Source organism: Pseudomonas sp. GW821-FHT09E04 (assembly GCF_059416185.1).
Genome location: NZ_JBWKOR010000003.1, coordinates 34,112 through 59,470, shown reverse-complemented (window position 1 = coordinate 59,470; position 25,359 = coordinate 34,112). Strand labels below are relative to the sequence as shown.

The 25,359-nt window shown below is 59.7% G+C and carries 26 protein-coding genes and 1 tRNA gene; 12 read left to right on the top strand and 15 right to left on the bottom strand.

The window, feature by feature from the left end; genetic code table 11:
- Window positions 1–167 precede the first annotated feature (167 nt).
- A complete protein-coding gene (locus tag AC07N4_RS11610; protein ID WP_102622425.1) occupies window positions 168–809 on the top strand; it encodes a LysE family translocator in 642 nt (213 codons plus the stop codon).
- 22 nt (window positions 810–831) lie between these two features.
- Here the strand turns inward: AC07N4_RS11610 and AC07N4_RS11605 are convergent, their stop codons facing one another.
- Both AC07N4_RS11605 and AC07N4_RS11600 read right to left on the bottom strand, forming a co-directional pair.
- Entirely contained in the window at window positions 832–1,740 is a 909-nt protein-coding gene (locus AC07N4_RS11605; protein ID WP_493066216.1) for an alpha/beta fold hydrolase, read from the bottom strand.
- A 58-nt stretch (window positions 1,741–1,798) separates the two neighbouring features.
- A complete protein-coding gene (locus AC07N4_RS11600; protein WP_102622427.1) occupies window positions 1,799–2,362 on the bottom strand; it encodes a P-loop NTPase family protein in 564 nt (187 codons plus the stop codon).
- Between the two features lie 164 nt (window positions 2,363–2,526).
- Between AC07N4_RS11600 and AC07N4_RS11595 the strand changes: the two genes are divergently transcribed.
- Window positions 2,527–3,654 carry a saccharopine dehydrogenase NADP-binding domain-containing protein gene (locus AC07N4_RS11595; RefSeq protein WP_493066217.1) on the top strand — a complete coding sequence of 376 codons (1,128 nt, stop codon included), beginning with the start codon at window positions 2,527–2,529 and terminating at the stop codon, window positions 3,652–3,654.
- Between the two features lie 2 nt (window positions 3,655–3,656).
- A complete protein-coding gene (locus tag AC07N4_RS11590; protein WP_102622429.1) occupies window positions 3,657–4,148 on the top strand; it encodes a DUF2269 family protein in 492 nt (163 codons plus the stop codon).
- Here AC07N4_RS11590 and AC07N4_RS11585 read toward each other — a convergent pair.
- Together AC07N4_RS11585 and AC07N4_RS11580 are read right to left on the bottom strand one after the other, a co-directional pair.
- Window positions 4,131–4,595: a thiol-disulfide oxidoreductase DCC family protein gene (locus tag AC07N4_RS11585; RefSeq protein WP_493066218.1), complete on the bottom strand. Its 465-nt coding sequence runs from the start codon at window positions 4,593–4,595 to the stop codon at window positions 4,131–4,133. The two genes, AC07N4_RS11590 and AC07N4_RS11585, sit on opposite strands and share 18 nt — an antisense overlap.
- Before the next feature lie 41 nt (window positions 4,596–4,636).
- Window positions 4,637–5,626: a zinc-dependent alcohol dehydrogenase family protein gene (locus AC07N4_RS11580; RefSeq protein WP_493066219.1), complete on the bottom strand. Its 990-nt coding sequence runs from the start codon at window positions 5,624–5,626 to the stop codon at window positions 4,637–4,639.
- A 165-nt stretch (window positions 5,627–5,791) separates the two neighbouring features.
- Between AC07N4_RS11580 and AC07N4_RS11575 the strand changes: the two genes are divergently transcribed.
- On the top strand, window positions 5,792–6,682 hold the full coding sequence (locus tag AC07N4_RS11575) for a LysR family transcriptional regulator (RefSeq protein WP_493066220.1): 891 nt from the start codon (window positions 5,792–5,794) through the stop codon (window positions 6,680–6,682).
- Between the two features lie 16 nt (window positions 6,683–6,698).
- Here the strand turns inward: AC07N4_RS11575 and AC07N4_RS11570 are convergent, their stop codons facing one another.
- Window positions 6,699–7,250 carry a GNAT family N-acetyltransferase gene (locus AC07N4_RS11570; protein WP_273539647.1) on the bottom strand — a complete coding sequence of 184 codons (552 nt, stop codon included), beginning with the start codon at window positions 7,248–7,250 and terminating at the stop codon, window positions 6,699–6,701.
- Window positions 7,251–7,453: 203 nt separating this feature from the next.
- On the opposite strand from AC07N4_RS11570, the gene AC07N4_RS11565 reads away from it, so the two are divergent.
- The gene (locus tag AC07N4_RS11565; protein ID WP_493066221.1) at window positions 7,454–7,855 is read left to right on the top strand and encodes a DUF8617 domain-containing protein; all 402 of its coding nucleotides are present in this window, start codon (window positions 7,454–7,456) and stop codon (window positions 7,853–7,855) included.
- 73 nt (window positions 7,856–7,928) lie between these two features.
- On the opposite strand, the gene AC07N4_RS11560 is transcribed toward AC07N4_RS11565, so the two are convergent.
- Entirely contained in the window at window positions 7,929–8,324 is a 396-nt protein-coding gene (locus AC07N4_RS11560) for a hypothetical protein (protein ID WP_102622435.1), read from the bottom strand.
- Window positions 8,321–9,244, bottom strand: coding sequence for a LysR family transcriptional regulator (locus AC07N4_RS11555; RefSeq protein ID WP_493066222.1), 924 nt, complete (start codon window positions 9,242–9,244; stop codon window positions 8,321–8,323). The genes AC07N4_RS11560 and AC07N4_RS11555 overlap by 4 nt, the downstream gene beginning before the upstream one ends.
- A gap of 124 nt (window positions 9,245–9,368) precedes the next feature.
- Here AC07N4_RS11555 and AC07N4_RS11550 point away from each other — a divergent pair, with 124 nt between their 5' ends.
- The 3 genes from AC07N4_RS11550 (at window position 9,369) to AC07N4_RS11540 (ending at window position 11,668) form a co-directional block, all read left to right on the top strand.
- Window positions 9,369–10,799: an aldehyde dehydrogenase family protein gene (locus AC07N4_RS11550; RefSeq protein WP_493066223.1), complete on the top strand. Its 1,431-nt coding sequence runs from the start codon at window positions 9,369–9,371 to the stop codon at window positions 10,797–10,799.
- A gap of 91 nt (window positions 10,800–10,890) precedes the next feature.
- Window positions 10,891–11,244 (top strand): DUF7660 family protein, encoded by a 354-nt coding sequence (locus AC07N4_RS11545; RefSeq protein ID WP_493066224.1) that lies wholly within the window; start codon window positions 10,891–10,893, stop codon window positions 11,242–11,244.
- Window positions 11,237–11,668: a hypothetical protein gene (locus AC07N4_RS11540; protein WP_493066225.1), complete on the top strand. Its 432-nt coding sequence runs from the start codon at window positions 11,237–11,239 to the stop codon at window positions 11,666–11,668. Before AC07N4_RS11545 ends, AC07N4_RS11540 begins: the two co-directional genes overlap by 8 nt.
- 75 nt (window positions 11,669–11,743) lie before the next feature.
- Here the strand turns inward: AC07N4_RS11540 and AC07N4_RS11535 are convergent, their stop codons facing one another.
- Window positions 11,744–13,306, bottom strand: a complete 1,563-nt coding sequence (locus AC07N4_RS11535; RefSeq protein WP_493066226.1) for a sensor domain-containing diguanylate cyclase — start codon at window positions 13,304–13,306, stop codon at window positions 11,744–11,746.
- A gap of 225 nt (window positions 13,307–13,531) precedes the next feature.
- Between AC07N4_RS11535 and ycaC the strand changes: the two genes are divergently transcribed.
- Window positions 13,532–14,164, top strand: coding sequence for an isochorismate family cysteine hydrolase YcaC (gene ycaC, locus AC07N4_RS11530; RefSeq protein WP_085708478.1), 633 nt, complete (start codon window positions 13,532–13,534; stop codon window positions 14,162–14,164).
- Between the two features lie 80 nt (window positions 14,165–14,244).
- On the opposite strand, the gene AC07N4_RS11525 is transcribed toward ycaC, so the two are convergent.
- On the bottom strand, window positions 14,245–14,982 hold the full coding sequence (locus AC07N4_RS11525) for a Fic/DOC family protein (RefSeq protein ID WP_493066227.1): 738 nt from the start codon (window positions 14,980–14,982) through the stop codon (window positions 14,245–14,247).
- Window positions 14,979–15,242, bottom strand: coding sequence for a hypothetical protein (locus tag AC07N4_RS11520; RefSeq protein WP_102622442.1), 264 nt, complete (start codon window positions 15,240–15,242; stop codon window positions 14,979–14,981). Before AC07N4_RS11520 ends, AC07N4_RS11525 begins: the two co-directional genes overlap by 4 nt.
- A gap of 141 nt (window positions 15,243–15,383) precedes the next feature.
- Between AC07N4_RS11520 and AC07N4_RS11515 the strand changes: the two genes are divergently transcribed.
- A tRNA-Lys gene (locus AC07N4_RS11515) sits at window positions 15,384–15,458 on the top strand.
- A 25-nt stretch (window positions 15,459–15,483) separates the two neighbouring features.
- Window positions 15,484–17,793, top strand: coding sequence for a hypothetical protein (locus tag AC07N4_RS11510; protein WP_493066228.1), 2,310 nt, complete (start codon window positions 15,484–15,486; stop codon window positions 17,791–17,793).
- A gap of 52 nt (window positions 17,794–17,845) precedes the next feature.
- Here AC07N4_RS11510 and AC07N4_RS11505 read toward each other — a convergent pair whose 3' ends face one another.
- From AC07N4_RS11505 to AC07N4_RS11485, 5 genes are all read right to left on the bottom strand, one after another.
- Window positions 17,846–19,108 carry an NAD(P)/FAD-dependent oxidoreductase gene (locus AC07N4_RS11505; protein ID WP_493066229.1) on the bottom strand — a complete coding sequence of 421 codons (1,263 nt, stop codon included), beginning with the start codon at window positions 19,106–19,108 and terminating at the stop codon, window positions 17,846–17,848.
- Between the two features lie 4 nt (window positions 19,109–19,112).
- Window positions 19,113–20,690 (bottom strand): aldehyde dehydrogenase (NADP(+)), encoded by a 1,578-nt coding sequence (locus AC07N4_RS11500; protein WP_493066230.1) that lies wholly within the window; start codon window positions 20,688–20,690, stop codon window positions 19,113–19,115.
- A gap of 68 nt (window positions 20,691–20,758) precedes the next feature.
- On the bottom strand, window positions 20,759–21,706 hold the full coding sequence (locus tag AC07N4_RS11495; protein ID WP_493066231.1) for a dihydrodipicolinate synthase family protein: 948 nt from the start codon (window positions 21,704–21,706) through the stop codon (window positions 20,759–20,761).
- A 55-nt stretch (window positions 21,707–21,761) separates the two neighbouring features.
- On the bottom strand, window positions 21,762–22,688 hold the full coding sequence (locus AC07N4_RS11490) for a 4-hydroxyproline epimerase (RefSeq protein WP_493066232.1): 927 nt from the start codon (window positions 22,686–22,688) through the stop codon (window positions 21,762–21,764).
- Window positions 22,689–22,710: 22 nt separating this feature from the next.
- Entirely contained in the window at window positions 22,711–24,342 is a 1,632-nt protein-coding gene (locus AC07N4_RS11485; RefSeq protein ID WP_493066233.1) for an APC family permease, read from the bottom strand.
- Between the two features lie 224 nt (window positions 24,343–24,566).
- Here AC07N4_RS11485 and AC07N4_RS11480 point away from each other — a divergent pair, with 224 nt between their 5' ends.
- Window positions 24,567–25,337 (top strand): AraC family transcriptional regulator, encoded by a 771-nt coding sequence (locus tag AC07N4_RS11480; RefSeq protein ID WP_096820681.1) that lies wholly within the window; start codon window positions 24,567–24,569, stop codon window positions 25,335–25,337.
- The last annotated feature ends 22 nt before the right edge of the window (window positions 25,338–25,359 follow it).

The window sequence follows — 25,359 nt, the reverse complement described above, 5'->3', positions numbered from 1 at the left end:
AAGCATCCTTACTTCATGGCCGCCACCCGCTGGCGGCGAGTCGCTGAAACGATAGCTCATGTTTGATCGAGTCAAATGGCGGTGACGGTCATGCTGCCGATTCAACCGGTCGATGCGCCACACCGGTTCCTGTACCCTGCAGCCTTTCACTCCCACGAGCATGGAAAATGGATTCTCACTCGATTCTGGCTTTTACCCTGGTGGCCGCGATTGCCATCGCCAGCCCAGGCCCCGCGACGCTGATGGCGATCAACAACAGCCTGGCCCATGGTCAGCGCAGCGCGATCTGGTCGTCGCTCGGCAATGCCAGTGGCCTGTTCTGTCTTTCAGCCGCTGCGATGCTCGGGCTCGGGGCGTTGCTCGCCAGTTCCGAAATGCTGTTCAACGCGGTGAAGATCATCGGCGCCGGTTATCTGTTCTATCTCGGGATCAAGCAACTGTTCAAAAAGGACGCGATGCTTCAGGACAGTCCTCAGGACGATTCGAAGAAAGCCCGGCCCACGCGCCTGAAACTCTACAAGTCTGCATTCCTGACGGCCGTGACCAATCCCAAGGCGACGATGTTTTTCACCGCGCTGTTCCCGCAGTTCATCGACCAGGGCGCGACGCTGCTGCCGCAGTTCCTGATCCTGACGTCGATTTTCATGGCGCTGTCGGTGACGTCCCTGACGCTCTACGCCGCGCTCGCATCCCGGGCCAAAGGCGTGTTGACCCGTCCGGCGTTTTCCCGTTGGGTCAGCCGGGTGGTGGGATCGACGTTCATCGGCTTCGGCGCCGCCATTCTGACCATGCGCCGGCAGGCTGCCTGAGGGGCAGCGTCCATCGCCAGCGTCAGCGGGTCATAAAGCTGCGAATCGCCTGCGTGGTTTCCACCGGCGCTTCTTCCATCAGCCAATGGCCCGCTCCGGCGATCACCACTTCGGTGACGTTGTCGGCGGCGTTGCGCATCACGATCGCTTCGTTGTTACCGAAGGACTTTTCACCGCCGACGGCCAGGACCGGCATCGTCAGCTTGTTCTTTGACGACGCTTCGTTGTCCACCGCGTCCTGGCGAATGGCGCGGAACTGAGCGAAGGCCGCGTGCATCGCGCCGGGGCGGGCGTAGAGTTTGGCGTAATGCTGGCGGGTGGCTTCGTCGACTTTTTTCGGGTTGCCGGCGAACTCGTTCCAGAACCGATCCAGGTAAATGCGCTCACGGCCGGCGACCAGTCGCTCCATGTCCGGGCCTCCAAAATCGAAGTGCCAGAGCATCGGCGAACGCACGATGTCGTTCCACGGCGCAATGCCCGGAACAGGCGCATCCATCACCACCAGGCGATCGGTCTGTTGCGGATACCGCGAGGCATAGGCGAACGCGACCATGGTGCCGATGTCGTGACCGATGACGACCGAATGCTCGATGCCCAGCGAGGCGAGCACGGCGCGGATGTCTCCCGCCTGGGTCTTCTTGTCGTAGCCACCGTCGGGAATCGACGACAGCCCCATGCCGCGCAGATCAGGGATCACCACGGTGTGATCCTTCGCCAGATCGGTCGCCAATGGCACCCACATGTCCCCGGTATCACCAAAACCATGCAACAGCACCACGGCCGGGCCTTTGCCGCCGATGCGCGTGTGGATCTTCGCGCCGTCCACGGCAATGTCTTGTGTGCGGAACGAGGAGGGGAAGGGTTTCACGTCCGCATGGGCCGGAACACTCAGGGTCACCAGCAAGGAAGCGGTCAGCAAGGCGCGGATCATCACGGTGACTCCAGAGGTGTAGGTGGGTGGAGCGTAGACCGCTTTTAGAACGCTGCCTTTACCGTTGAGTGTTTTGCGCGGGAGTCGGCCTCTGGCTGACTTGAGGTGTGGTGCAAAGCCTGTCGAGAAAGGTCGAAACCTGCCGTTTGCCACGCAGATGCACCACCGGGACGTCTGGCCCGATTGACTGGCGCACGTTGTCGATACCCGGGCGGTAACCCCGGTCAAAGGTCCATACGAACTTCAGAAACGTCAGGAATTTCCGGTCGATTTTTTCTCTGCAGCCTGCCGCGAGATCCGGGCGCGGGCGGTTCATGATGCTGCGCCGGATCACGCGGGCGAAGCAGGTGAGTCGTCGCGTATCGAGCCAGATAATCAGGTCGGCGCGGGGCAGGCGAAGGTCGAAGGTTCGCCGGGCATAGTTGCCTTCACACACCCATGAATCCGCGTTGATTGCCTCGCGGACCCGTGTGCGGAATTGTTCTGCGTCGGGTTCGACCCAGTCTGGTTCCCAGAACAAGGTATCCAGATGAACCACGGGCAGGTTCAGGCGCTGGCCGAGGGCGCGGGCGAGGGTGGATTTGCCACTGCCGGCGTTACCCAGAATCACAATCCGTTGCATAGGGACGTCCTGTCGAAAAAAGCCGGCAATTGTGCAGGTTGCGGATGTTCAATCAAAGCGGATTCAGTCGTATTTCTTGCCTGACCCGCCGATATCAGGGAAGCTCCCGCGAATCCTGTCTCGGGCAAGTTGGCTGTACGATCGAATCGTTAGGGAAGCGTTGAATGGCGTTCAAGGTGTTGGTGGTCGGTGGGTATGGAAACTTCGGCAGCATCGTCTGCCGGCATCTGGCGTCGATGCCCGATGTTGATCTGGCGATCTCGGGTCGCGATCCGCACAAGTTGCTGCGCAAGGTCGAGGCGTTGCAAGCCGCTTCAGGAAAAGCCTGCGCCAGTTGGTGCGGTGATGCCATGGGGCCCGGGTTTCAATCTGCGTTGGGCTCGATGGGAATTGAGCTGGTCGTCCACACCGGCGGCCCGTTTCAGGGGCAGTCCTATGCGGTTGCCGAAAGCTGCATCGAGGCCGGGGTGAACTATTGCGACCTGTCCGACTGCCGAACCTTCGTCAACGGTATCGCTGTACTCGATGTGCGCGCGAAAGAGGCGGGCGTGGCGATTTTCAGTGGTTGCAGTTCGGTGCCGACCCTGTCTTCGGCCATCATCGATCAGCAGCGGTATCGCTTTCAGCGCATCGACTCGATCGAACATGGCATTTCCTCTTCCGCGAAGATGCCGGGACTGTCGACTGTCGAAGGTGTGCTTGCCTACGCGGGCAAGCCGATCAAACAGCTCAAGGATGGCCGGGTTCACGAGGTGCCGGGCTGGCAGGATCTGACGTTGCGCAAGATGCCGCATCTGGGCACCCGCTTGCTGGCCAATGTCGACGTTCCGGACATGGACATTTTCGCCGGTCGTTATGGTGCCCGGACACTGAGCTTCAAGGCTGGAGCGGGGTTGAAACTCGGCGGTGTCGCCAATGCTCTGTTCGCCCAGGCCCAGAAGATGGGGCTGATTCGCGACCATGCGCCCTGGGCCGCGCGACTGCATCGTTTGGGCACCTGGTTCGAGCGACTCGGCGATGGCAAAAGCGCGATGTACATCGACGTGCAAGGTATCGGGGTTGAAGGACAACCGCTGTCCATGACCGCTCAGCTGACGGCATGGAATGACAAGGGCCCGGAAATCCCGAGCTGCGCCGCTGTGGCCCTGGCCGCCAAAATGGCCCAAGGGTATGTGCCTGAACCCGGCGCCCGGCCTTGCGTCGGCGAAATCACCGTCGACGAATACATGGCCGCGATCAACGACCCTGAAAACCTGAGCCTGTCGGTGCATTTCTCTGACGGGCAGCGCTGACCATGCTTTACCTGTGCCTCAAGTACATCCATGTGATTGCTGCTGTGTTCCTGTTCGGCTTCGGCATGGGCTCCTACCTTTACCTGATCGCCGCCAGCCGCACCGCCAATCCTCAAGTGATCGCTCACGTGGCGAAAATGGTCGTGCGTTTCGACGCCTGGATCACCACCCCGGCAGGCTTCATTCAGATCGCATCGGGCTATGGGCTGATCAAGCTGGCCGGCCTTCCGTTGACCACGGAATGGGTGCTGACGTCGTTGATCATCTTTCTTTGCGTAGGATCACTTTGGCTCCCGGTGTTGGTGCTTCAGAAGCGCCTGTATGTGATGGCTTCGAGTGCAATCGAGACCGGAGGAGGGCTCGCGGACGAGTACGGGTCGGTGTACCGCCAATGGTTCTGGATGGGGGTGGCCGGTTTTCTGGGGATGTTCGTGATCGTCTTGATGATGGTGACAAAGATGACGCCCGTGCAGGTGTTAGGGCTGTTGCTGTAGCGAAGCCTTCAGAAAGCGTTGCTCATGATCGGGATCAGGCAGAAGACAGGTGTCATATTGTCCAAACAGCCGATAACGATTCAGTGCAATACGATCGTAGGCCCAGTTCCGAAGCCCGCGCGGGAAAATGCGCAAGCATTGCAATGGACGCCAGCGGGCGGGCAGTAGGGCAACGACTTCGAAAAAGGCATCGGAGCGCTCCCAATAGTGTCGGTCGCGGATGACCGCCATGGTGTCGAACTGATCGAGGGGTAAATCTGCCCAGGCGAGCAGCGCCTGCCCTTCGGGAGATTGCACCGCCGCCAGCCGGACTCGCTGATGGCGGTCATGACGAATCAGGAATTTCGCCCAGCCATTGCACAACTTGCAGACGCCGTCGAACAACACCACCGTCTCGCCGGGTTTCAGCAGGGGAGCCGGTGACGGGCGAATCCGGGAAACGGGCATAGATATCGGTCCATTGAGGCCTGGTTTCCCGGATCATATCCTTAAACAGTCACGACAATCTTTCCGACCTGCTGGTTGGCTTCAAGAAAGCGATGCGCCTCCTGAATGTCTTCAAGGGCGAACGTCTTCGCGATGATCGGCTTCAGCGCGCCCGAAGCGAGGCCGTCGCTGATGAACGTCTTGGCTCGGGCCAGAGCCGCAGGGTTCGCGACGACCTCTGCGTAAAGGTAGCCCTTGAGCGTCAGGCATTTGCCCAGCACGGTGAACAGCGGGAACGGCGTGGGCTCCGGGCTCAAGGCGCCGTACTCAAGCAGAATGCCGCCCCTGGCCATGCTCTGGGTGAGCTGTTCGAAAGCCGGGCCGCCGATGGGATCGAACACCACGCGCGCGCCCTGACCATCGGTCAGCGCCATGACGGCGGCGACGATATCCTCTTCATCGCTGACGATGACGTGCGCGGCGCCGGCGTCCAGCAAGGCCTGTTTCTTGGCCCGGGTGCGGGTCACGGCAATCGAAGTCGCGCCCACCATTCGGGCAATCTGGAAGGCCGCCAGGCCGACGCTGCTGGAGGCGGCAGTGACCAGTACAAAATCGTTCTTCGTCAGTTTGGCTTGTTCGACCAGCGCGCCCCACGCGGTGACGTATTGCATCCATGAGGCTGCGGCCTGTTCAAAGGACAGGTTCGACGGGTGTTTGACCGTCAGATCGGCGGGCACGTTGGCCAGCTCGCCGTAGGTGCCCCATTTGGCGATGTCCAGCGGCGGAATCAGGCTGACCGCATCACCGACCTTGAACTCGCTGACACCTGCGCCGACGGCAACCACCACACCGGCCGCTTCATAACCGAGGCGGCTGGGAAACTGCGCTTCCTGCAGATAGGCGTGATTGCGGAACATGACCTCGGCCCGATTCAACCCGAAGGCCTTGACCTCGATTTGCACCTCGCCGGATGCCGGAGCCGGCACATCGACCGATTCCAGTTTCAAAACGCTTGCGTCGCCGTATTCATGAATCCTGACAATGCGTGCCATGGTTACCTCTTCTGTGATCAATGAGGCCGGTGTGAACGACCTGAGTTCCAGTGATAACGCGCCTGTTGGAGTTGGGCGCGTCGTTGCCATGGCCGTCAATTTAGGCTTTGGCCCGGGTCGGATAAAGACCTACGATAGCGCAACACTAGAAACGCAGGGTTGCCAATGGATCGCCTCACCTTGATGGCCGTCTTCGTCAAAGCGGTGGAGCTTGGCTCCTTCAGCGCAGTGGCGGATGAGCTCAATCTGTCCCCGCAACTGGTCGGCAAACAGGTCAAGATGCTCGAGCAGCATCTGGGTGTCTCGCTGCTCAATCGCACGACCCGCAAACAGAGCCTCACCGACTTCGGCCGTACGTTCTATCAACGGGCGAAGCTGATCCTGGCCGATATGGACGCCGCGGAAGAAATGGCCGCGATGACCCGAGGCGTACCCAGCGGCCGGCTCAGAATCAACGCGCCAGTCACCTTTGGCGTCAGCACGCTGTCGCCTCGGCTGCTGGAGTACATGGTCAGGTATCCGCAGGTGTCGGTGGATCTGACCTTGTCCAACGAACTCGTTGACCTGGTGGAGGGCGGATATGACGTGGTGTTTCGAATCGGTGAGCTGTCCGACAGCGGTCTGAAGGCTTTGCCTTTGAAGCCTTATCAAATGGTGCTGTGCGCGGCGCCTGCCTATCTGGCCAGACGTCCACCCATCACGACGCCACTGGATCTTCAGGAACATGAATGCCTGGCGTTTGCCTATTCGGACGGTCGTTCCCACATTCGCCTCGAAGGGCCGGACGGTGGCATCGACGTGCCGATTAAAAGCAGATTGACGATCAATCAGGCCGACCCGTTGCTGTCCGCGGCGGTGGCAGGGCTGGGGGTCGTGCTGTTGCCGTTGGAGCTGGTCAAGGATGCGCTGAGAAGTGGAACGCTGGTGAACCTTCTGCCGGATTACAACGTCCCGGTTTCCCCGATGAATCTTCTGTATGCACCGGACCCTCGGTTGACGCCCAAGCTGCGAAGCTTCGTGGATTTTGCCAGGGCTGCGTTTGGGGCTGATGCGTGAAGGGGGAGCCTGGCTGTCATCTCTGATTTTGTGCCTGGCTTGTAGCCCATTGTGCCCTGGTCAGCCCGTAACACTTGCACCAGGCCGGTGTCGTGGACAGCGTCAGCTCGGCATCATACAAGTGCACCGCGCCGATCTTCATGGCGGCTTTCTGCGAGCGGATGTTCGACGGTGCGATGTGAAGATAGACAGTGTCGTACGCCTTGAAGGCGTGTTCCACCATCAGCTGCTTCAGTTCGCGATTGGTCTCGCCACCCCATTTCGCCCGCACCAGAAAGGTATACCCGATAGCGATACTGTCCGGCAGGTCGGGCGGGGTGTAATAGCTCGACATGCCCACGATCAGCCCCGAGTCGATATCAATGACGGCCAGCGTTTTGCCGGTGGCTAGCCGCGCGGCGAAGTACGCTTCGAATACCGGCCGCTCATAGCGGTCACTGGCGGGATGGCCTGCCCAGATGTGCGGGTCTGAGGCTGCCAGAAACAGTCCTTCAAAATCGCTTTCGGAAAGAGGCTTGAGCCTAAGCGTTTTCCCGCATAAAACGGGTTGGCAGTCGAAGTCGTGCACTAGAATGGTTTCCTTTCCAGGCGAGTCGTGGGAAGGAAACCAGTCTAGAGCCACGGATTTTCAAGAAAAGAGCCAATGCGACTGATATTGATGGAGCCATCACGCTCGAGTCCGGTGTGGTTGGGTTTCCAGTGCTTCGAGGCCTGGATGACCAAGGCCGCCCGTTTAACCAACCGATCAAACCTGTAGGTATTGAACTGTAAATGAGCAAAATAGGTTGCAAGTGTGGCCATGTGATTGTCGATCAGACCGACAGCTTGCCCTACAAGGCCAGCTTGCTGCGCGACCAGGAAGAAGATGCATTCTGGGATGAGTTGCGTCGTGAAATCGCACCTCTGGTGGCGGCTGCGGAGTCAGGAGACAAGGCCGCGATCGCCAAGGCCTATGGAGCACTCGCGCCTTGGGTCGGCGCCGCTGATACCCTGGAGGACCGGATATCCAGCATCCATGCCAGCCGAAAAACAACCGTTTACGAATGCCAGCGCTGTGGTCGGCTTTTGCTGGAAAAGGCCATCGGCGGTCGGTTTGTTTCATATGCCCCTGAAGTCGGGGGATATCAGGGGGTTCTGTCACAGGAGTCCGGGGAAACCGATCACTGTGATTGAGCGTGTGTTTTGGCCGGAAGTCGTCGCCGACAATTGACTGCCAAAGGCCCAAAACGCTCATGCCAACGCAAGTTCAAACCTGATCAGGCCCCACGACTTGCAGGATCATTTGCAATGATTCCCCGGCCAGGTCATGAAGAACGTCTATTTGTGACGCGTTGATGAAGAAAGTCGATCCTGATGGAGTCTCTGCCGGCATTGCAAAATACGGAGACAATCGGCGTCGCAGTTTTTCCGGATAAGCGATGAGCAGCGTGCAGTCCATGACGGCAACAACGGCGGAACCCGTGGTGCACCGGATTTCCAATGACGTGAATGGCGACTGGCTGCTTTCCAGCGGCAGGTGGATGCTTGTGCCCACCTTGCATTTGCGGATAGCCCGGGAAACGGTACTGAACGCCGAGGGAGTACCGAACAGTCGGGCTTCGTTCCCCGTGACAGATACCTGCAATTTAACGCCCGTTATCAATGCTGCTTCTTCCTGAGATCGCACAAGGTCGGCCGCAACTCGTGCACCAGATCAATCAGCGCACGCAATCGCGCCGGCACGAAGCGATGGCCCGAGTAATAAAGCCTCAATCCGCCAAACGACGGACACCACGGCATCAGCACCGGCACCAATGCGCCGCTTGCCAGTTCTTCCTGGATGAACCATTCGGAAATGAAGCCGATACCAAGGCCCAGCACCACGGCCTGCTTGATCGCCAGCAATTCGTTGAACACGAAGCGCGTCGGCAGATCCATCTGCAATTTCTCGCCATCGCGTTCCAGCTCCCAATGGTAGATACCTCCGTGGGCCATGCGCATGCCGATGCTCTGGTGGGTGAGCAGATCCCGCGGGTGTTCGGGCACGCCGTGGCGTTCGAGGTACTCGGGCGTTGCCACCATGAGCATCCGGATGTCGCCTGACAGCGCCACCGCAATCATGTCTTGCGGTACCGACTCGGCCAGGCGAATCCCGGCGTCGAAGCCCCCGGCGACGATGTCGACCATGCTTGCCTCGCTGACGACGTCGATGCGCACCTCGGGATAGCGCCGAGCGTACTGATCGAGCAGCGGCTCCAGCAGCAGGTAGGCCGCGCCGTGCGGTGCATTGATGCGCAGTGTGCCGCTGGGTTCGTCGAGACCGACGCTGGCTTCTTCGCCGGCACTCTTGATCTGCGCCAGGGCGGGGGCGATGCGCTCCACATAGCGCTGCCCGATGTCGGTGAGGGCAACGCTGCGAGTGGAGCGATTGAACAGGCGCACCTTCAGGCGCGCTTCGAGTCCGGCCACCGCACTGCTCACAGCCGTGGTGGACATGCCCAGTTCCTGGGCCGCGCCGCGAAAACTGTTGCGTCGGGCAACGGCCAGCACCACTTCCAGATCGGTCATTCCTGTTCTGTGCATGGATTGTCCTGAAAATAGGGATGCTTCATCAGCCAAAGGATAGCTTATCGGAACAATCAACTCTTCTTAGACTTCGCTTCATCGAGGCTCGCTTCAAGCGAGTCATTTTCAGCGAGGAGTTGCCATGCAGCGCATTGAACACATCTACATCAACGGCGAGTACGTCCTCCCACACGGTCAGGAGTGGTTCGACCTCCATAACCCGAGCACCGAGGAAGTCATCGGTCAGGTCCGGTTGGGCGATGCACTCGACGCCCAGCGCGCCATCGCCGCCGCCAAGGCTGCGTTCCCGGCCTGGTCTCGTACCACGCGCGAGGAGCGCATTGCCGCCCTGCAACGCATGCATAAGGCCGTGGCGGCCAGAGAGGAAGAACTGCTGGAAGCCATCCTTGAAGAGTACGGCTCGCCTGCGGTTCGCGGGCGCTGGATGGCGACGTATCCGGCGGATGTGATTGCACAAGCGATCGAGGCGCTGGAGGCGTTCGACTTCGAAGAGCAGGCCGGTATGGCCAAAGTCATTCTGACGCCCGTGGGCGTGACCGGTCTGATCACGCCGTGGAACAGCAATGCCGGCTTCATCTGCAACAAACTGGCCACCGCACTGGCAGCAGGCTGCACCGCCGTCATCAAGCCCAGCGAGATGAGCGCGTTGCAGACGCAGGTCGTGATCCGGGCGTTGCACGAAGCGGGACTGCCACCGGGTGTCTTCAATATCGTCAACGGACGGGGCGATGTGGTGGGCGAGGAGATCGCCCGCCATCCCGACGTTGCCAAGATCTCGTTCACGGGGTCGTCCGCAGTCGGTCAGCATCTGCTCAGAACCGGCGCCGACACTTTGAAACGCGTGACCCTGGAACTGGGTGGCAAGTCGCCCACCGTGGTACTCGATGACGCGGATTTCCAGGCGGTCATGCCGTTGGCACTGCACGCCGGATTCCTCAACAGCGGCCAGGCCTGCATCGCGGGCACGCGCATTCTTGTCCCGCGTTCACGGCTCGCAGAGTTCGAGCAGGTCGCGAAGGAGGGCGTCGCACAGTTTCAATCGGGCGACCCACGCAACGCCGACACCGATATCGGCCCGATGGTCAGCCAGAAACAATGGGAGCGGGTGCAGCGCTACATCCGTATCGGCCAGGAAGAGGGCGCAAGGTTGCTGGCGGGTGGCGAAGGTCGTCCGGAAGGCCTGCATGCCGGATGGTTCGTCAAGCCCACGATCTTCACGGACGCCAACAACCAGATGCGTATCGCGCGTGAGGAAATTTTCGGCCCGGTGCTGACGATTATCCCTTACGAGGACGACGCCGATGCGATAAGAATCGCCAACGATACGGACTATGGACTGAGCGCTCTGGTGCTGGGCCAGAACCCCGAACGTTGTGTGAATATCGCCCGTCAGATCGATTCGGGACGCGTGCTCATCAACACCCTGGCCCACGAACCGCGCGCCCCTTTTGGTGGCTTCAAACATTCGGGCCTGGGGCGCGAAATGGGCAAGTGGGGGATGAACGCGTATCTGGAGCCGAAGACATTGATCACCCATGACGCGGTGAAGTGAACGCTGTGTGTGGCATCGGAAACCCGGCGGAGTTCATTCCTGGTTTCCAGCAGCGTTACGAATGATTGCCCGGGTTTGAAGTTGACCGTCCATGCTGCTGTATCGCAGCATGGCGCCTCCCGAACACCAAGCCTGGAAACTCATGTCTGACCCTTTGGATCTTGATGAATTGTTGGTACATGTCAGCGATGAAGCCTCGTTCATTCGCTTCATCCAGGCGCTGGGTGCTGATTTTGCCCACGAGCGATCACTGGAAGAGCTGTCACCTTCAACGCTCGATTGGGCCGGCGCTTCAGAGTGGGAAAACGGATCCGTTGACTCGTTTCTCGATGCCGCGGCCGCGTGGGCTGATTCAAGCAGCCGGTCCATCTCAAACGAAAGAGCGGTATCGAACGTGTGGCAGCGTTGCGCAGCCATTCTGCTGGCCGGAAAGTTTTATGAGTGAGCCGGGCGCTACCTTCGCGTCTGGCCGGAAGAGCCCCATGCCCAGGATGCTACCGGACAACGAACTCAAGGCGCTTTCGGTGGAAGCCGAGGTCAATGGATTAACGCTGAGTGATCTTGCCGTCACGTGCGCGAAATTCGGAATGACACCGCGAGATCTACTGAACGAGCTCTCCGTAGCGATTGCGGAAAGCTATCTGGAGAGATCGCTGGACTATGAATTTTGCGATGGTGTGATGAACGGAGTCATCAATGCCGTGGTTGAGGTCGGCATGACTGACGATATGCCTGAGCCCGCCTTCTCGCTCTATCAGGCGTTTGATCTGGGTGAATGGATCCGCAGCGAGGATCCGCCGGGGACTGATCCCAGTGAGAAATACGCGAGGCCGGTGGTTGAAGAAATAATGCGTGCGTTCAGGGGCTGAGGTTCAGTTTCGATTCTGACGGGCAACTGACGTGGAATCGAGCTTGTACCACCGGCCGTCACCCGCTGCCATCGATCACACCGACTCATCCGCCGAACACCAACGATTGCGCCCCAGCCGCTTCGCCTGATACAGGCAGGTATCCGCCGACTGCAGCAGCATGGCCGGCGTCACTGTGTCGTCAACCGGATGGCGGGTCGCAATGCCGGCGCTGGCCGTGACGTACCCGAGGGGATGCCCGGAGTGTTCCAGTTCCAGCGAGCGGATGGCTTGCAGGATGTCCTCGGCGACTTGAATGGCGCCGGCGTTCTCGGTGTTGGGCAGCAGCACGGTGAACTCTTCGCCACCGTAGCGGACGGCGAGGTCGCCGGGGCGTTTGACCGCTTGCTGGATCGCGCGTCCGACGGCGTTCAGGCAGTCGTCGCCGGCGGCGTGACCATAGCGGTCGTTGTAGCGTTTGAAGTGGTCGACATCGAGCATGATCAACGACAGCGATGAGCCCTGGCGCCGGGCCAGACGAATCTCGTCCGTCAGCGCGTTGTCCAGGCGCCGGCGGTTGCCGAGCCCGGTGAGGCTGTCGGTTAGTGCCATGTCGCGCATGGCCTGGTGGGCGGAACGGATCTCCCGCTCCATCGCGATCCGCTGGCGCAACTGGCTCAGCACGATCAGTCCAAAACCGGCGAGGACCAGGATCAGAAAAATCAGCACGAAGCCGTTTTTCAGCAAGTCCCGACGCCATGGCGCGGTGATGGAATCTTTCGACAGGCCCGCCTCAACCACTAGCGGATAGGTGGTCAAGGCGCGATAGCCATAAAGCCGTTCAGTGTCATCGACCACCGCTCGGATCTGGGCGATGCCTTCGTTGGAGGCGGGCAGGTAAGTCTTGAAGATCTCGCTGTTCGCCAGGCTTTTGCCCACCACGGAGGCGATGAAAGGACGGCGAACCAGAATCGTGCCGTCACGCATGGCCAACACCAGTGCGCCTTTGTCATCGATGCGGAAATCGCCGTAATAGTCGACGAAATAACTGACCTTGACCGTCCCCAGCAGCACGCCTGCGAACGAGCCATCAGGGTTGTTCAAGCGACGGGAGATGGGAATGATCAGGTCATGGGTGGAGCGGCTCTCGACCACCTGGCCGATGCGCACTTGCCTATCCTCGTGAGTGCGGTGGTACTGGAAATAATCGCGGTCGGCGTTGTTGGCTGTTTCGGGGGTGACCTCTTTGTCGGTCACGATCCAGTGGCCGTCCGGGCCGTAGATGAACAGGCCATGCAACTGCGGCATGATTTTCGATTGCTGCACCAGCAGCTTGTGAATGCGCGGGACATCGAGGTTCTGCAGTCCGTCACCTTCGACACGCTCGGCCAGCCCGGCGGTGACCACATCGACCTGGCGAATCGTGTCTTCGGCGTGCTGGGCCGTGGCGCGGGCCAGGTTGGTCACCGAATCGCGCGCAGACGCAAAGACCGAACGATAGTCACGCCACGTCCGCCAGCTCTCGACCGCCAGAAACGCCACGACCACAACCAGCATGAAGCTGACCGTCAGCCGGAAGGTCGAGCCGGCCTTCACGGCTTTGCTGGCGGGGTGCTGCGCCTTGTTTGCAGTTGGCTCTTGCGTGTTGCGTCCGAGCATCAACTTTTCCTTGAATGTCGTTCTGAACGTAATGCTGGCGGACATTATGACAAGGATCGGCAGGAAGTTCGGGACCGCAGCGTGATTGAGCCTCGGTTTGCGCTGATTGTCTCTTCTGAGTTGACGGTTAAACGCTTTGCAGGTGATTTATCGCTTTCAGGCGAGTCATTAATCTGTGCCCATCTTGAACGCAAGCGAACTTCCACAACTAAAAAGGGATTCAACATGAGCACTGCAACCTACAACCGCCTGAACAAAGACGACGCCGTGGTTCTGCTGGTCGATCACCAGACCGGTCTGATTTCGCTGGTCCAGGACTTCTCGCCGAACGAGTTCAAGAACAACGTGCTGGCATTGGCCGACCTGGCCAAATTCTTTGAGTTGCCGACCATCCTCACCACCAGTTTCGAGCAAGGCCCGAACGGCCCGCTGGTGCCGGAACTCAAGGAAATGTTCCCGGATGCGCCCTACATTGCCCGCCCGGGCCAGATCAACGCCTGGGACAACGAAGACTTCGTCAAGGCCATCAAGGCCACCGGCCGCAAGCAGATCATCATTGCCGGTGTGGTGACCGACGTGTGCGTGGCGTTCCCGACCTTGTCGGCGCTGGCGGAAGGGTTTGACGTGTTCGTGGTGACCGATGCCTCCGGCACCTTCAACACCACCGTGCAACAAGCCGCGTGGAACCGCATGACCCAGGCCGGCGCACAGATGATGAACTGGTTCTCGGTGGCCTGTGAGCTGCACCGCGACTGGCGCAACGACATTGAAGGGCTGGGCAACCTGCTGTCGCAGCGGATTCCGAACTATCGCAATTTGATGAATGGCTACGCGGCGCTGACGGCTCGTCAGGGTTGATCGAATACTGCGAAAAATGTGAAAGGCCTGCTCTCAAAAGCAGGCCTTTTGTTTCTACTGCGGTCCTCTAAACGTGAAGGTCATTCGATGGGCAGTGTTCTATACGTTTTATAGAGCCGCTGCACTTCTGGACTGTCGAGGTTCTCGTAGGTAATGCCTTCTTTATCCAGCCCATCCAGACCCTTTATTCCACCGATCATTTCCGGCCATTCGTCACGGCTGGAGATATCGAGAACGTAGGGCTTCAGATAGTCGTCGAGATGGCCTTTGAATGGGTTTTGGATCTCATCACTGAGTGCTCGCAGGTAGTCGTCTTTGTTCGTATTTGACCAATCAATGGCGAATCTTGTGCGGTAGCACAGTTCCATGTAAATGAGCAGGATCGTGCGCCCATTGCCATCCAGAAAAGGGTGAGCAGATGCGAGCTGGCCCATTACTTCTCCCGGACGTTCTCTGAAACGCTCTTTGTTTGCAGCAAGTTCAAGGGCGTATTCCACAGACCTTCTGATGAGGTCGGGACGTTCAAAAACCGTGTGGCGAGGATCGTCTTTTGATCCCTTGAAAACGGCGAGGTGGGGTACGAGTTCGTTCCTGTCCTTTCCGGCCCATGGATAGAAACCGGAAAACAGGATTTCGTGCGTTTTGAGGACAGATTTGTAATCGATGGGTTTTCTCTTGGCCAGATAGGCAAGAGCGTCTTCGAGACTCGCTTCGAAAGCGAGATGTTCAGATTCTTTTACCTCGAGGGGATCTTTCAGCTTCAGTGAATTTTGAAGATAGCCGTTAGTGTCAAAATCGCCGAAAGGGTCGAACATCATGCGCTCAGCTTCTTTTTGGACCGCCTCTTTTCCTCAAGATAACGCCCTTGAAATGTCATGATTTCCGATTTGTTCAGAACACCTTTCCTTTTGAGATTGACGAGTAATTGCTCAACGCCATCCAGCTCAACGACATCACCCGCCAGGCGCGTAATGGTCACCGCCATGCAGCTCATGCTGTCACGGTCGGCGGTGACGTGATGTTCCTTGGCAAGCTTGCGAACCTCGGTTGCAACACTGTCAGCGGCTGGTTTAGTCATTTGGAAAACCCTTGTCTACGTGTTCTGAGCATAGCATGACGCCGGTTCATCAAAAGATGAAGGATCAGAACCAAACTGCAACAAAATCCCCAAGATTGAGCTTCACATCTTTTCATTGCCAGTCGACAATGCGCGCTCTGTTCCGGGGTAGTTCAGCGGTAGAACACTCGGCTCTTAACCGGGTGGGCGCTGGTTCGAATCCAGCCCCCGGACCCATTACAACGCAGGGTCGCAAGGAAGTATGTCCAGGCACGATAGTGAATCGGATGCGTTTGTCGGGATAAATGACGGTTATGCGCACTTTCAACTATCTCGAGCGCTGACCGCGGCACGAGAAAACGACGCTGACCCACAAATGCTTGATCGGATTGAGCGTTGGCGACAGGTTGTCGAGCATCTCGTGCAGGGCAACGCGCTGTACGGTTCACGCACACCGTTTGCGGATTTGCCCGAATGGGTCACGTTGGAGGTGGCCACTGGCGGCTTTGCCACTGGCAAGCTTCTGGCCGGCGGCGAGTTAACGCTTTATGAGCGCCGGTTGGCTGCATTGATCCCCGGCATTCGCGTCGGGTTTGAACGACTCGATTTAAATACCTGGCATCTTTCAGATGAAGGCGTTGGATCGCTGCAAGAGTGTCTGGCGAAAGGGAATTATCAAATCGATGTGCCGGAAGAGGCTGCGCTGCTGACAGTTGCCTGGTTTCTGAAGCACCAGCGCATCGAGGAAGCACGAACGCTGATTGAGCGGATTGCGCCTTTTTTCGAACGACTACGTTTCTTTCCGACAGTGACTGACAAGCAAGCATTCTCGGTGGCTGAAGTTGAGGTTTTTAATGTCGGTTATATCAGCCAGCGTTTGGCCACTCTTGCACCTCAACCGCGTGTGGCTGTTCAAAAACACGTTGTCGAAAACAGCTTGCCTCTCTACGACGCAGCCATCTCGCTTTTCCTTCTGACCTATCAGGAAAGCTGGCCTTGCAGGTATTACCCTGAGGGTTGGTTCGAACGTGCAATTGCGCTTGGCGCACAGTTTGAAAAGACATTGGAGTCTGATCCCCGCAGTGCAGGCTCCTCCATGAACCGGGTGGTGGAGTTGCATGCATTGCTCAAACAGTGCTCCTTTGATCCGGCATCGCTGACGGGGCGTCAAGTGGGACGCATCCGGAAGATTGTCGATGACTTTCTGGCCAAGCATGGCCATCCAGAATCCGAAGCACACTCCAATAAGCGAGCAAAGCAACGCCATCACGTGAACGCGTCGGCACATCATCTGATTGCCAAGGCTGTCTCCGCGCGTCTGACGAGTTATCCAGACTCTGAAGGTATTTCTGACTTTTCCCCTCTGTTGGAACCCATCACCAATGAGGAAGCGAACCTACATGCATTAATGGTTGGAGACGCCGTTCCCCCCTCGGTTCGTCGACGCCTCGAACGCTGTCGCAAGGGAACCGTCGCGGAGTTGATTGACCAGGGTGTGATTACATCCGGAGATACGGTGGCGCGAGTACTGCCGGCCATGACAGCGGAAATCTGTAGTGCGGGATATCGAGATGCAACGCTGAAGACATTGTCTGTCGCTACGTATCGAGCTTTCAGGCGTCGACGCTCTTTGTTGCTATTGGATATGCAACGTCAGGTGAAAATCGGAGATATTCCGTGGGTGTCTGCGCTTGAAAGTGAGTATGAAGCGAACGTATCTGCGGTCGAAGGCGCCAAACAGGCCCTGATCGAAGCGTCAGCACTGACTCTCTCGGCGTTTCCACAAGCGATTATTCCGAACAAATTGCTTCAGGAATTTTCGTCCCTGGTTGAAACGGCGAAGCTGGATCTTCCAATCGTGGAGGAGGTCGCGGCAGACATCTTCATGGGCGCTTTCTCGAATAAATTCGTGAAGGCCGCCAGGCAATCAGCCCGTATGTTGACTGGATCGCTTTACGCCCGATATTACGATATCGATACGGATCAGTTGGCAGGCCTTCCCGACCCGCCGAAATCGAGGCGCACCAAAACGTATTGGCAACGTTCGACAAACAACAACGATGCGCTGGCCCGACTGTGCGCTCAGCGTGCAAATGTCGATATCGGTACCCGGCATCCTGCAACCAACGGCACCATTATCGAGCAGCAACAGATCGTGACAACACAGAATCTGGCAACGCTGTTTGGTGTTCTGGGACTGAGAGAGGTGTTGCATGATCGCCTGAGTGCAATGGCTCAGTCGTGCTTCGAATGGGTTTGCCGTCGCCAACAAATTCAGATCCGGCTTTACCACGCACGCTTGGTCATGTTGAAAAATACGGCCTATGCCTGGCGTCAGATGTTGTTTTATTTGTCGATGCTGGATCCGGTTCAGTTGCAGGGTGCACTCAAGACCATTGAAATGCATTTTGCGGCTCAATCCAGTGAGTTTCAGGAAAAGTTTTTACCGGCCATGATCGGGTTGCGTATAGCAGCATCCGGGCATCCGTTGACTGAGAGTCGCCAGAAGCGCGAAGGCGGGAAGGTGTTTCTCGGATGGACCACTGAACGACACTGGCTAATGCCTTCCTGAAAATTTATCGCCAAGCGAAAGGCCTGCCCTCAAAAGCAGGCCTTTCGCGTTTTCAGAAACGATCCAGCCTGTAAGGCTCGACACTCGGCAGTTCCTCACCCCGAGTCGCTGCCAGCGGCGAAACCATCCGCAACACGAGCTCCGCCGTCACCGCCGCCTGGGTCAACCCCAGATGCTGATGACCGAACGCGAGCAGTACCTTGCCGTCGTCTGTCTGATCGATGATCGGCAGCGAGTCCGGTAGCGAAGGCCTGAACCCCATCCACGGAGTGGCCGCCTCGGCACTCAACGCCTCACGGAACAACCCCTTGCTCAACCGATGCAACTGCCAGGCGCGTGCCATGGTCGGCGGCGCTTCAAGCCCGGCGAATTCGACGGTGCCCGCCAGGCGCAAGCCTTCGGACATCGGCGTCATGATGAACTTGCGTTCCAGTGACGTAACGGGGAAGGGCAGCCGGTTGTGTTCCTGAGGCAGCATCAGGTGATAACCACGCTCGGTGTCCAGCGGCACTTTCTTGCCCGTCAGCGCTGTCGTCAGCCTGGCCGAGTGAGCACCGCAGGCGATCAGTACTCGACGGGCGTTCAAGTTGCCGGTTCCGGTATTGAGCGAAACGCCCTGTGCATCCAGTTGCCCGCCCTCGACCCGTTGCTTCACAAACTGCACGCCGCTGGTCTTCGCGGCGCTGACCAGTTCACACACCACTCGGTACGGATCGATGAAGTGCCCGGTGCTCGGGAAAAACAGCCCGCCCTGAAGGTGTTCGCTCAGTTGCGGTGCGCTGTCACGCACCGTAGCCGCCTGCCATAAATCGACCGGCACCTGCTGCTGACGCAACCGCGCCTGCAACGCTTCAATGGCCGGGCGCGAGTCGGGACGTTCGAACACCAGCAGCGAACCTTCCACTTTCAGCAGGTCGGGCCGCTGGATGTCACCGAGCAACCGGTGCCAGGCCTCCAGCGAGCTTTCATTGAGTGCTCGCAGACCCGCCACGGTGCGCTGGAACGGCGCCGACCGCAGATTCAGCAACAGCCGAGTGAACCAGGGCAGGGCGCAGGGCAGGTATTTCCAGTCCAGGCGCAGCGGCCCCATCGGGTCCATGAGCATGGCCGGCAAGCGCTTGAGGATCGACAGATCGGCAATCGGAAAAACCTGCTCGGTCGCCAGGTGTCCGGCGTTACCGAACGATGCGCCGTGACCGGGTTCCTGCGGGTCGATCACGACCACCTGCAAACCCTGTCGCGCCAGACGCAGGGCGCAGGCAACGCCGATGATGCCGGCGCCGACCACGGCGATGTCATGGGTGATGTTCGGCATGGTTTCAGGCTTCCCTTTGGCCATCGAGCAGGCGTCGCAGTGCCAGTGGATTGGCCTGTTTGAGTGCGGAGGGCAGCAAGGCGTCGGGGAAGTCCTGATAGCAGACCGGGCGCAGGAATCGCAGGATCGCCGCCGTGCCGACCGACGTGGTGCGCGGGTCGGACGTGGCCGGGAACGGTCCGCCATGCACCATCGCATCGCACACTTCCACACCGGTCGGCCAGCCGTTGACCAGCAAGCGTCCGGCCTTGCGTTCCAGTGTCGGCAGCAATGAACGGGCCTTATCCAGATCCGCGTCATCCAGATGCAGCGTGGCGGTCAGTTGACCTTCCAGCTGTTCGAGCACCTGACGGACCTCATCGTGGCCGGCGCATTGCACGACCAGAGACGCCGCGCCAAACGCTTCGGCTTGCAGCGCGTGATCGGCAAGAAAGTCCGCAGCATCGGTGACGAAGACATGGGCCTGCCCCTGATTCGCACCTGTTCCTCTCTGGCCGACCACTGCAAGACGTGCGCGCGGATTTTCCGCCAGTGCATTCACGCTGCACTCGTAAGCATTGAAGATGCCGGGGGTGAGCATGGTCTGGGCCGGGCTGCGCTGGATGAGCTCGGCGGCGGCGCCAATGAAGGTGTCCAGCGCTGGCCCCTTGAGGGCGATCACCAGCCCGGGATTGGTGCAGAACTGCCCGGCGCCCAACGTGAGCGAGGCGACAAATCCTTCTGCCAGCGCTTGCGGGCGATTGTGCAACGCGGCGGGAAACAGTAGCACCGGGTTGATCGAACTCATTTCCGCATACACCGGAATCGGTTCGGGGCGAGCCTGAGCCGCTGTGATCAGCGCGAGGCCCCCACTGCGCGAACCGGTGAACCCCACCGCTTTGATGCGTGGATCGCTGACCAGCGCAATGCCGACCTCGCGCCCGGAACCGTACAACAACGAGAACACGCCCTCAGGCAAACCGCACGCCTTGACGGCCCGAGCCACGGCGCGGCCGACCAGTTCGCTGGTGCCGGGGTGGGCGCCGTGGGCCTTGACGATCACCGGGCAGCCGGCGGCCAGTGCCGAAGCGGTATCGCCGCCAGCGACGGAGAACGCGAGGGGGAAATTGCTCGCGCCGAACACCGCCACCGGCCCCAGCGCAATCTGACGTTGACGCAGATCCGAACGTGGCATTGGCTGACGCTGTGGTTGGGCGCTGTCGATGCGCACATCCAACCATTCGCCGGCTCGTACAGTACGAGCGAACAGCCGCAATTGCTGGCAGGTACGCCCGCGTTCGCCCAACAGGCGAGGGCGCGGCAGGCCGGTTTCGGCCATGGCGCGTTCAATCAACTCATCGCCGAGGGCTTCGATTTCGTTGGCGATGGTTTCGATGAATTCGGCGCGTGCGTCCAGCGCTGTCTCGCGATAGCGGTCGAACGCAGCCCAGGCCAGAGCGCAGGCTTGTTCGACGTGCTCGGCGGAGCCGCCGGCATAAGCCGGTTCCAGCGGTGCATCAGTGGCCGGGTTGATCCCCCGGATGATGTCGCGGTCGCCGGTGATGGTGTGCTGACCGATCAGCAGTTTGCCCGTAAGAGACATGGCAGGTTCCTGGAAAAGAATGAAGGCCCGCCGCGGATGTGGGCAGCGGGCTGAAGCGAAGCGGCCGGTCAGGCGAATTTCTGTTCCGCCGACCAGTTTTCGTACCAGTGACGGAACAGCGCGTACTGGGCTTCCGCGTAGCGACGCTGCGAGTCGCTCAGGGCATCGGTCTCGTTGAAATGCAGGGTGTATTCCTTGTCGCCGTTGAGCACCATCAGGTGTTTGTAATACAGCACCAGATCCGTGCCCTCGTCGAAGGACGACAGCACCGCCAGCGCCGATTCCAGCTCCCGGGCCTGACGTCGTGCCTTGGCGTCACCCTTGGCCGCCTGTTTGCTCAGCGCCACCAGTTGCAGCACTTCGTGGGGCAGGGCGTTGCCGATGCCGGTGATCGCACCGGTGGCGTTGCAGTTGACGAAGCCGTGCACCACTTGAGTATCGACACCCACCATCAGGGTCACGTCATCGTCCTTGGAGGTGATGTGCTCGGCGGCGTAGCGCAGGTCGGCGGCACCGCCGAATTCCTTGAAGCCGATCAGGTTCGGGTACTCGCGGCGCAGTTCGAAGAACAGGTCGGCGCGGGTCGCGAAGCCGTAGTAAGGGCTGTTGTAGATCACCGACGGCAAGTTCGGCGCGGCCTGCAGAATCGCGGCAAAGTGGGCTTTTTGCGCGGCGAGCGAAGCACCACGGGACAGCACCCGTGGAATCACCATCAAACCCTGAGCACCGACTTTTGCGGCATGGGCAGCATGGGAGACTGCTTCACGGGTGTTGATGGCGCCCGTACCGACAATGGTCGGAATCCCGGCGGCCACCAGGCGCGCCACGCCTTCCTGACGCTCGGCCTCGGTGAGCAGCGGCCAGTCACCCATGGAACCGCAATAGACCACGGCGCTCATGCCGGTATCGATCAGCTCGCGACCCTTGGCCACCAAGGCGTCGAAATCCGGTTTGCGTGCGGCGGTGCACGGGGTCATCAGGGCGGGCATGCAGCCGGTGAAGATGTTGTCGCTCATTATTGTTCTCCTTGGAACGGTCATTCGGATTGGATTGGAAAAGCAGCGCAGCGGCTCAGATGCCCCACGCGAATGGATCTGTTTCGTCGATCAGCAGCGTGCTGTCGGCGGTCATATAGGCGCGACCGGTGATGAACGGGCGCACGCGTTCGCCTTCCCATTCGAAGCGGCCTTCGAACTGGCTGCCGGTGATGCTTGCCTGTACCCAGCGCTCGCCGGGCGCCAGTTTTTCGTCGGCGGCCAGGCAAGCGAGTTTGGCGCTGGTGCCGGTGCCGCACGGTGAACGGTCGTAGGCTTTGCCGGGGCACATGACGAAGTTGCGGCTGTCGGCGTGGTCGTCATCGGCGAACAGTTCGATGTGGTCGATGACAGCACCGTCCTCGCCATGAATGCCCTGGTCCTCGAGGGCCTTGAGCATTTTCCAGGTGAAGTCGGTCAGGGTTTCGACGTTGTCCATCGTCAGCGTCTGTCCGTGCTCCGACACCAGGAAAAACCAGTTGCCGCCATAGGCGATATCGCCGAGGAAACGGCCGTACCCCGGCACCTCAACCGCCACTTGTTTGCGCAATCGATAAGCCGGCACGTTGCCCAAGGTCACGGCACCGTCTTCATGCAACGTCGCGCTGACCGGGCCGACCGGCGTGTCGATCTTGTGCACGCCCGGGGCGATAAGCCCCAGGTGCTGCAAGGAGGCCACCAGACCGATGGTGCCGTGGCCGCACATGCCCAGATAACCGGCGTTGTTGAAGAAGATCACGCCGCAGGTGGCGTCCGGCGACACCGGTTCGCAATACAGCGCACCCACCAGCACATCGTTGCCGCGCGGTTCCAGCAGGCAGGCCCGGCGCCAGCAGTCGTGCTGGTTGCGCAGGGCGTCGCGTTTTTCGGCCATGGTGTTGCCGGGCAGATCGGGGAAACCCTTCATCACCAGGCGCGTGGGTTCGCCGCCGGTGTGCGAATCAATGACGTGTACTCGTTTCATGGACGTGTCCCTTCAAGAGATTTCAATAAGCGCCGGCAGCGCGCGGGTTGGAAGTGGAGGCCGGGGACGTCGAAGTGACTTCGCTTTCATCCTCTTCGGACTCCAGGCGCAGCAGATGCGCCGGTACGCCAGTGGCGGCGCCCCAGTAATAAATGCCGGTGGCGAAAGCGGCGACGACCAGCGTGTCGAAAGGGTGGGCGAGGATGCCCAGACCACCGAAGGTGCCGAGTTTCGACAGGACGATGGTCACGGCGTAGAAGGCGATCAGCCACGCGGATGAGCGCACTTGATGGGCAAGGCTCAGATGCTGGGTCGGTACGAAACGACCACACAGCAGGTACACGACAAACATCAGGATCTGCAGGCCGAGCAGCCAGGACACGGTGTCCCAGCCCGACCAGTAGACGATCAGCGCGGCGATGATGAACGACACCGGCCCCAGCACGCCCATGCACTTGACCCGGAACGGGCGCGGCATGTCGGGTGCATTGCGACGCAGCGCGGCGACGGTGACCGGGGCCACGGCGTAGCTCAATACCAGTGCGGCGGACACCACGTTGATCAGCGCTTCCCAGGACGGGAACGGCAGGGTCCAGAACACTGACAGGGCGAAGGTCAGCCACAGTGCCGGGCGCGGGATGCCGGACTTCTCATCGATGCGGGTGAAGATTTTGAAGAAGGTGCCGGTCTGCGCCCAGCCGTAGATCACTCGTGGCGTGGCGTTCATGTAGATGTTGCCGCAGCCGCTGGGCGAGATCACCGCGTCGGCCACCACCAGATAGGCCAGCCAGCCCACACCGAGCGCCAGGGCGATGTCGCGATACGGCAGGGCAAATTCCTTGGAAACCCCGGCCCAGCCATTGGCGAGCAATTCGGTAGGGATGCCGCCGAGGAAAGCCGTTTGCAGCAACACGTAGATCGCGGTGGACAGCAGCACGGAAAGAATCAGCGCAATCGGAATGGTGCGCTGTGGATTTTTCACTTCACTGGCCACCGAGATGATCGGGGTCAGGCCGAGGTAGGCGAAGATGACGCCGCCAGCGGAAACGGCCATCTCGATGCCCGAGAGCCCGAAGGGGGCGAAGCCTTGAACCTGGAAGTTTTCGGGTTTGAAGAAGGTGAACAGCACGCCGATCACCAGCAGCGGCACGATGAACTTGAACACGCTCACCAGATTGTTGGCCTTGGCGAAGGTTTTCACGCTGCGGTAATTGAGCAGGAAGAACACGCAGAGCAGACCGAACTGCACCAGCCAGCCCAGCACTGTCGGATCACCGCTGCCGGTCTTGGTCAGGCCGGGAAACCACGCCGCCGCATATTGGCGCGAGGCAACCACTTCGATCGCCACCAGACTGGAAAACGCGATCAGCGTGATGAAGCCCATCAGGTAACCCAGCAGCGGCCCGTGGCTGTAGACCGGATAACGCACCACACCGCCGGCGCGGGGCAACGCCGCGCCCAGTTCGCAGTAGACGATGCCCAGCAGCAACACGGCGAAACCACCCAGCAGCCAGGAGAAAATCCCGGCCGGCCCGGCAATCGCGGAGACGTGACTGGCCGCGAATAACCAGCCCGAACCGAAGATCGCCCCGAGCCCGATAAAGGTGAGGTCGATCAATGAAAGTTGTTTTTTGAACTTGCCTTGGCCTGACATGGCATCGCCTTCTTGTGAGTTATTGGATAGGCAGGTGTGAAGTCACTGGAACGGCTAAACAGTGAACTCATCAGGCGTCGGGCGATTGATGTTTTGCGCAGGTCTGGATGACGAAATCAGCACAATTGCACTGAGCGACAGCAGGCCTCGACAGTCTGCGGACGTTGCTGCAATCTGCACGCGAACGCCGTACAGCCGATCCATCCGCGAAGGAAAAACTGACGATGCAGAACGCATTTGCGATCCTGTGCGAGGGTGATGAGCGCAATCGCCCCCAGACTCTCGAAGCCTTGGTGGCGGGCGTGGCTGCGTTGTTGCCGATGCTGGATGTGATTCCGAATGCAGCGATTTTCATCAAGGATGTCGAGGCGCGTTATGTCATGGCCAACCGCACGCTGGTGCAGCGATGCGGGTTGAAAGACCTGAAGCCGTTGCTCGGTAAAACCAGCGCGCAGGTATTCCCGGCGCAACTGGGGCCGGGCTACACCGAGCAGGACCGTCGGGTGCTGGAAGAAGGGTGGGTGCTGGAGGATCAGCTGGAATTGCACCTGTACGGCAGTCGCGAACCGGGCTGGTGCCTGACCCATAAACGACCGCTGTACAACCGCGACGGCGCGATCATCGGTCTGGCGGGGATTTCGGTGGACCTGCAATCGGCCAGCGAAACTCACCCGGCCTTCGAGCGTCTGGCCGCTGTCGACGAACACATCCGCGCGCATTTCAATCGCCGGGTGACGCTGGGTGAACTGACCCGGATCGCCGGTATCTCGGTGGCGCAGCTGGAGCGCTACTGCAAACGGGTGTTCCACCTGACGCCACGGCAGATGATCCAGAAAGTACGACTGGAACATGCCCATCGCTTGCTTCACACCGACATGCCGATCACCGAGGTTGCACTGCAATGCGGCTATACCGATCACAGCGCTTTTACCCGACAATTCAAGGCCTCGACCGGATTCACGCCGCGTCAGTATCGACAGGCGACGGAACAATGAGCGGCTTGCGAGTCATCGCGGC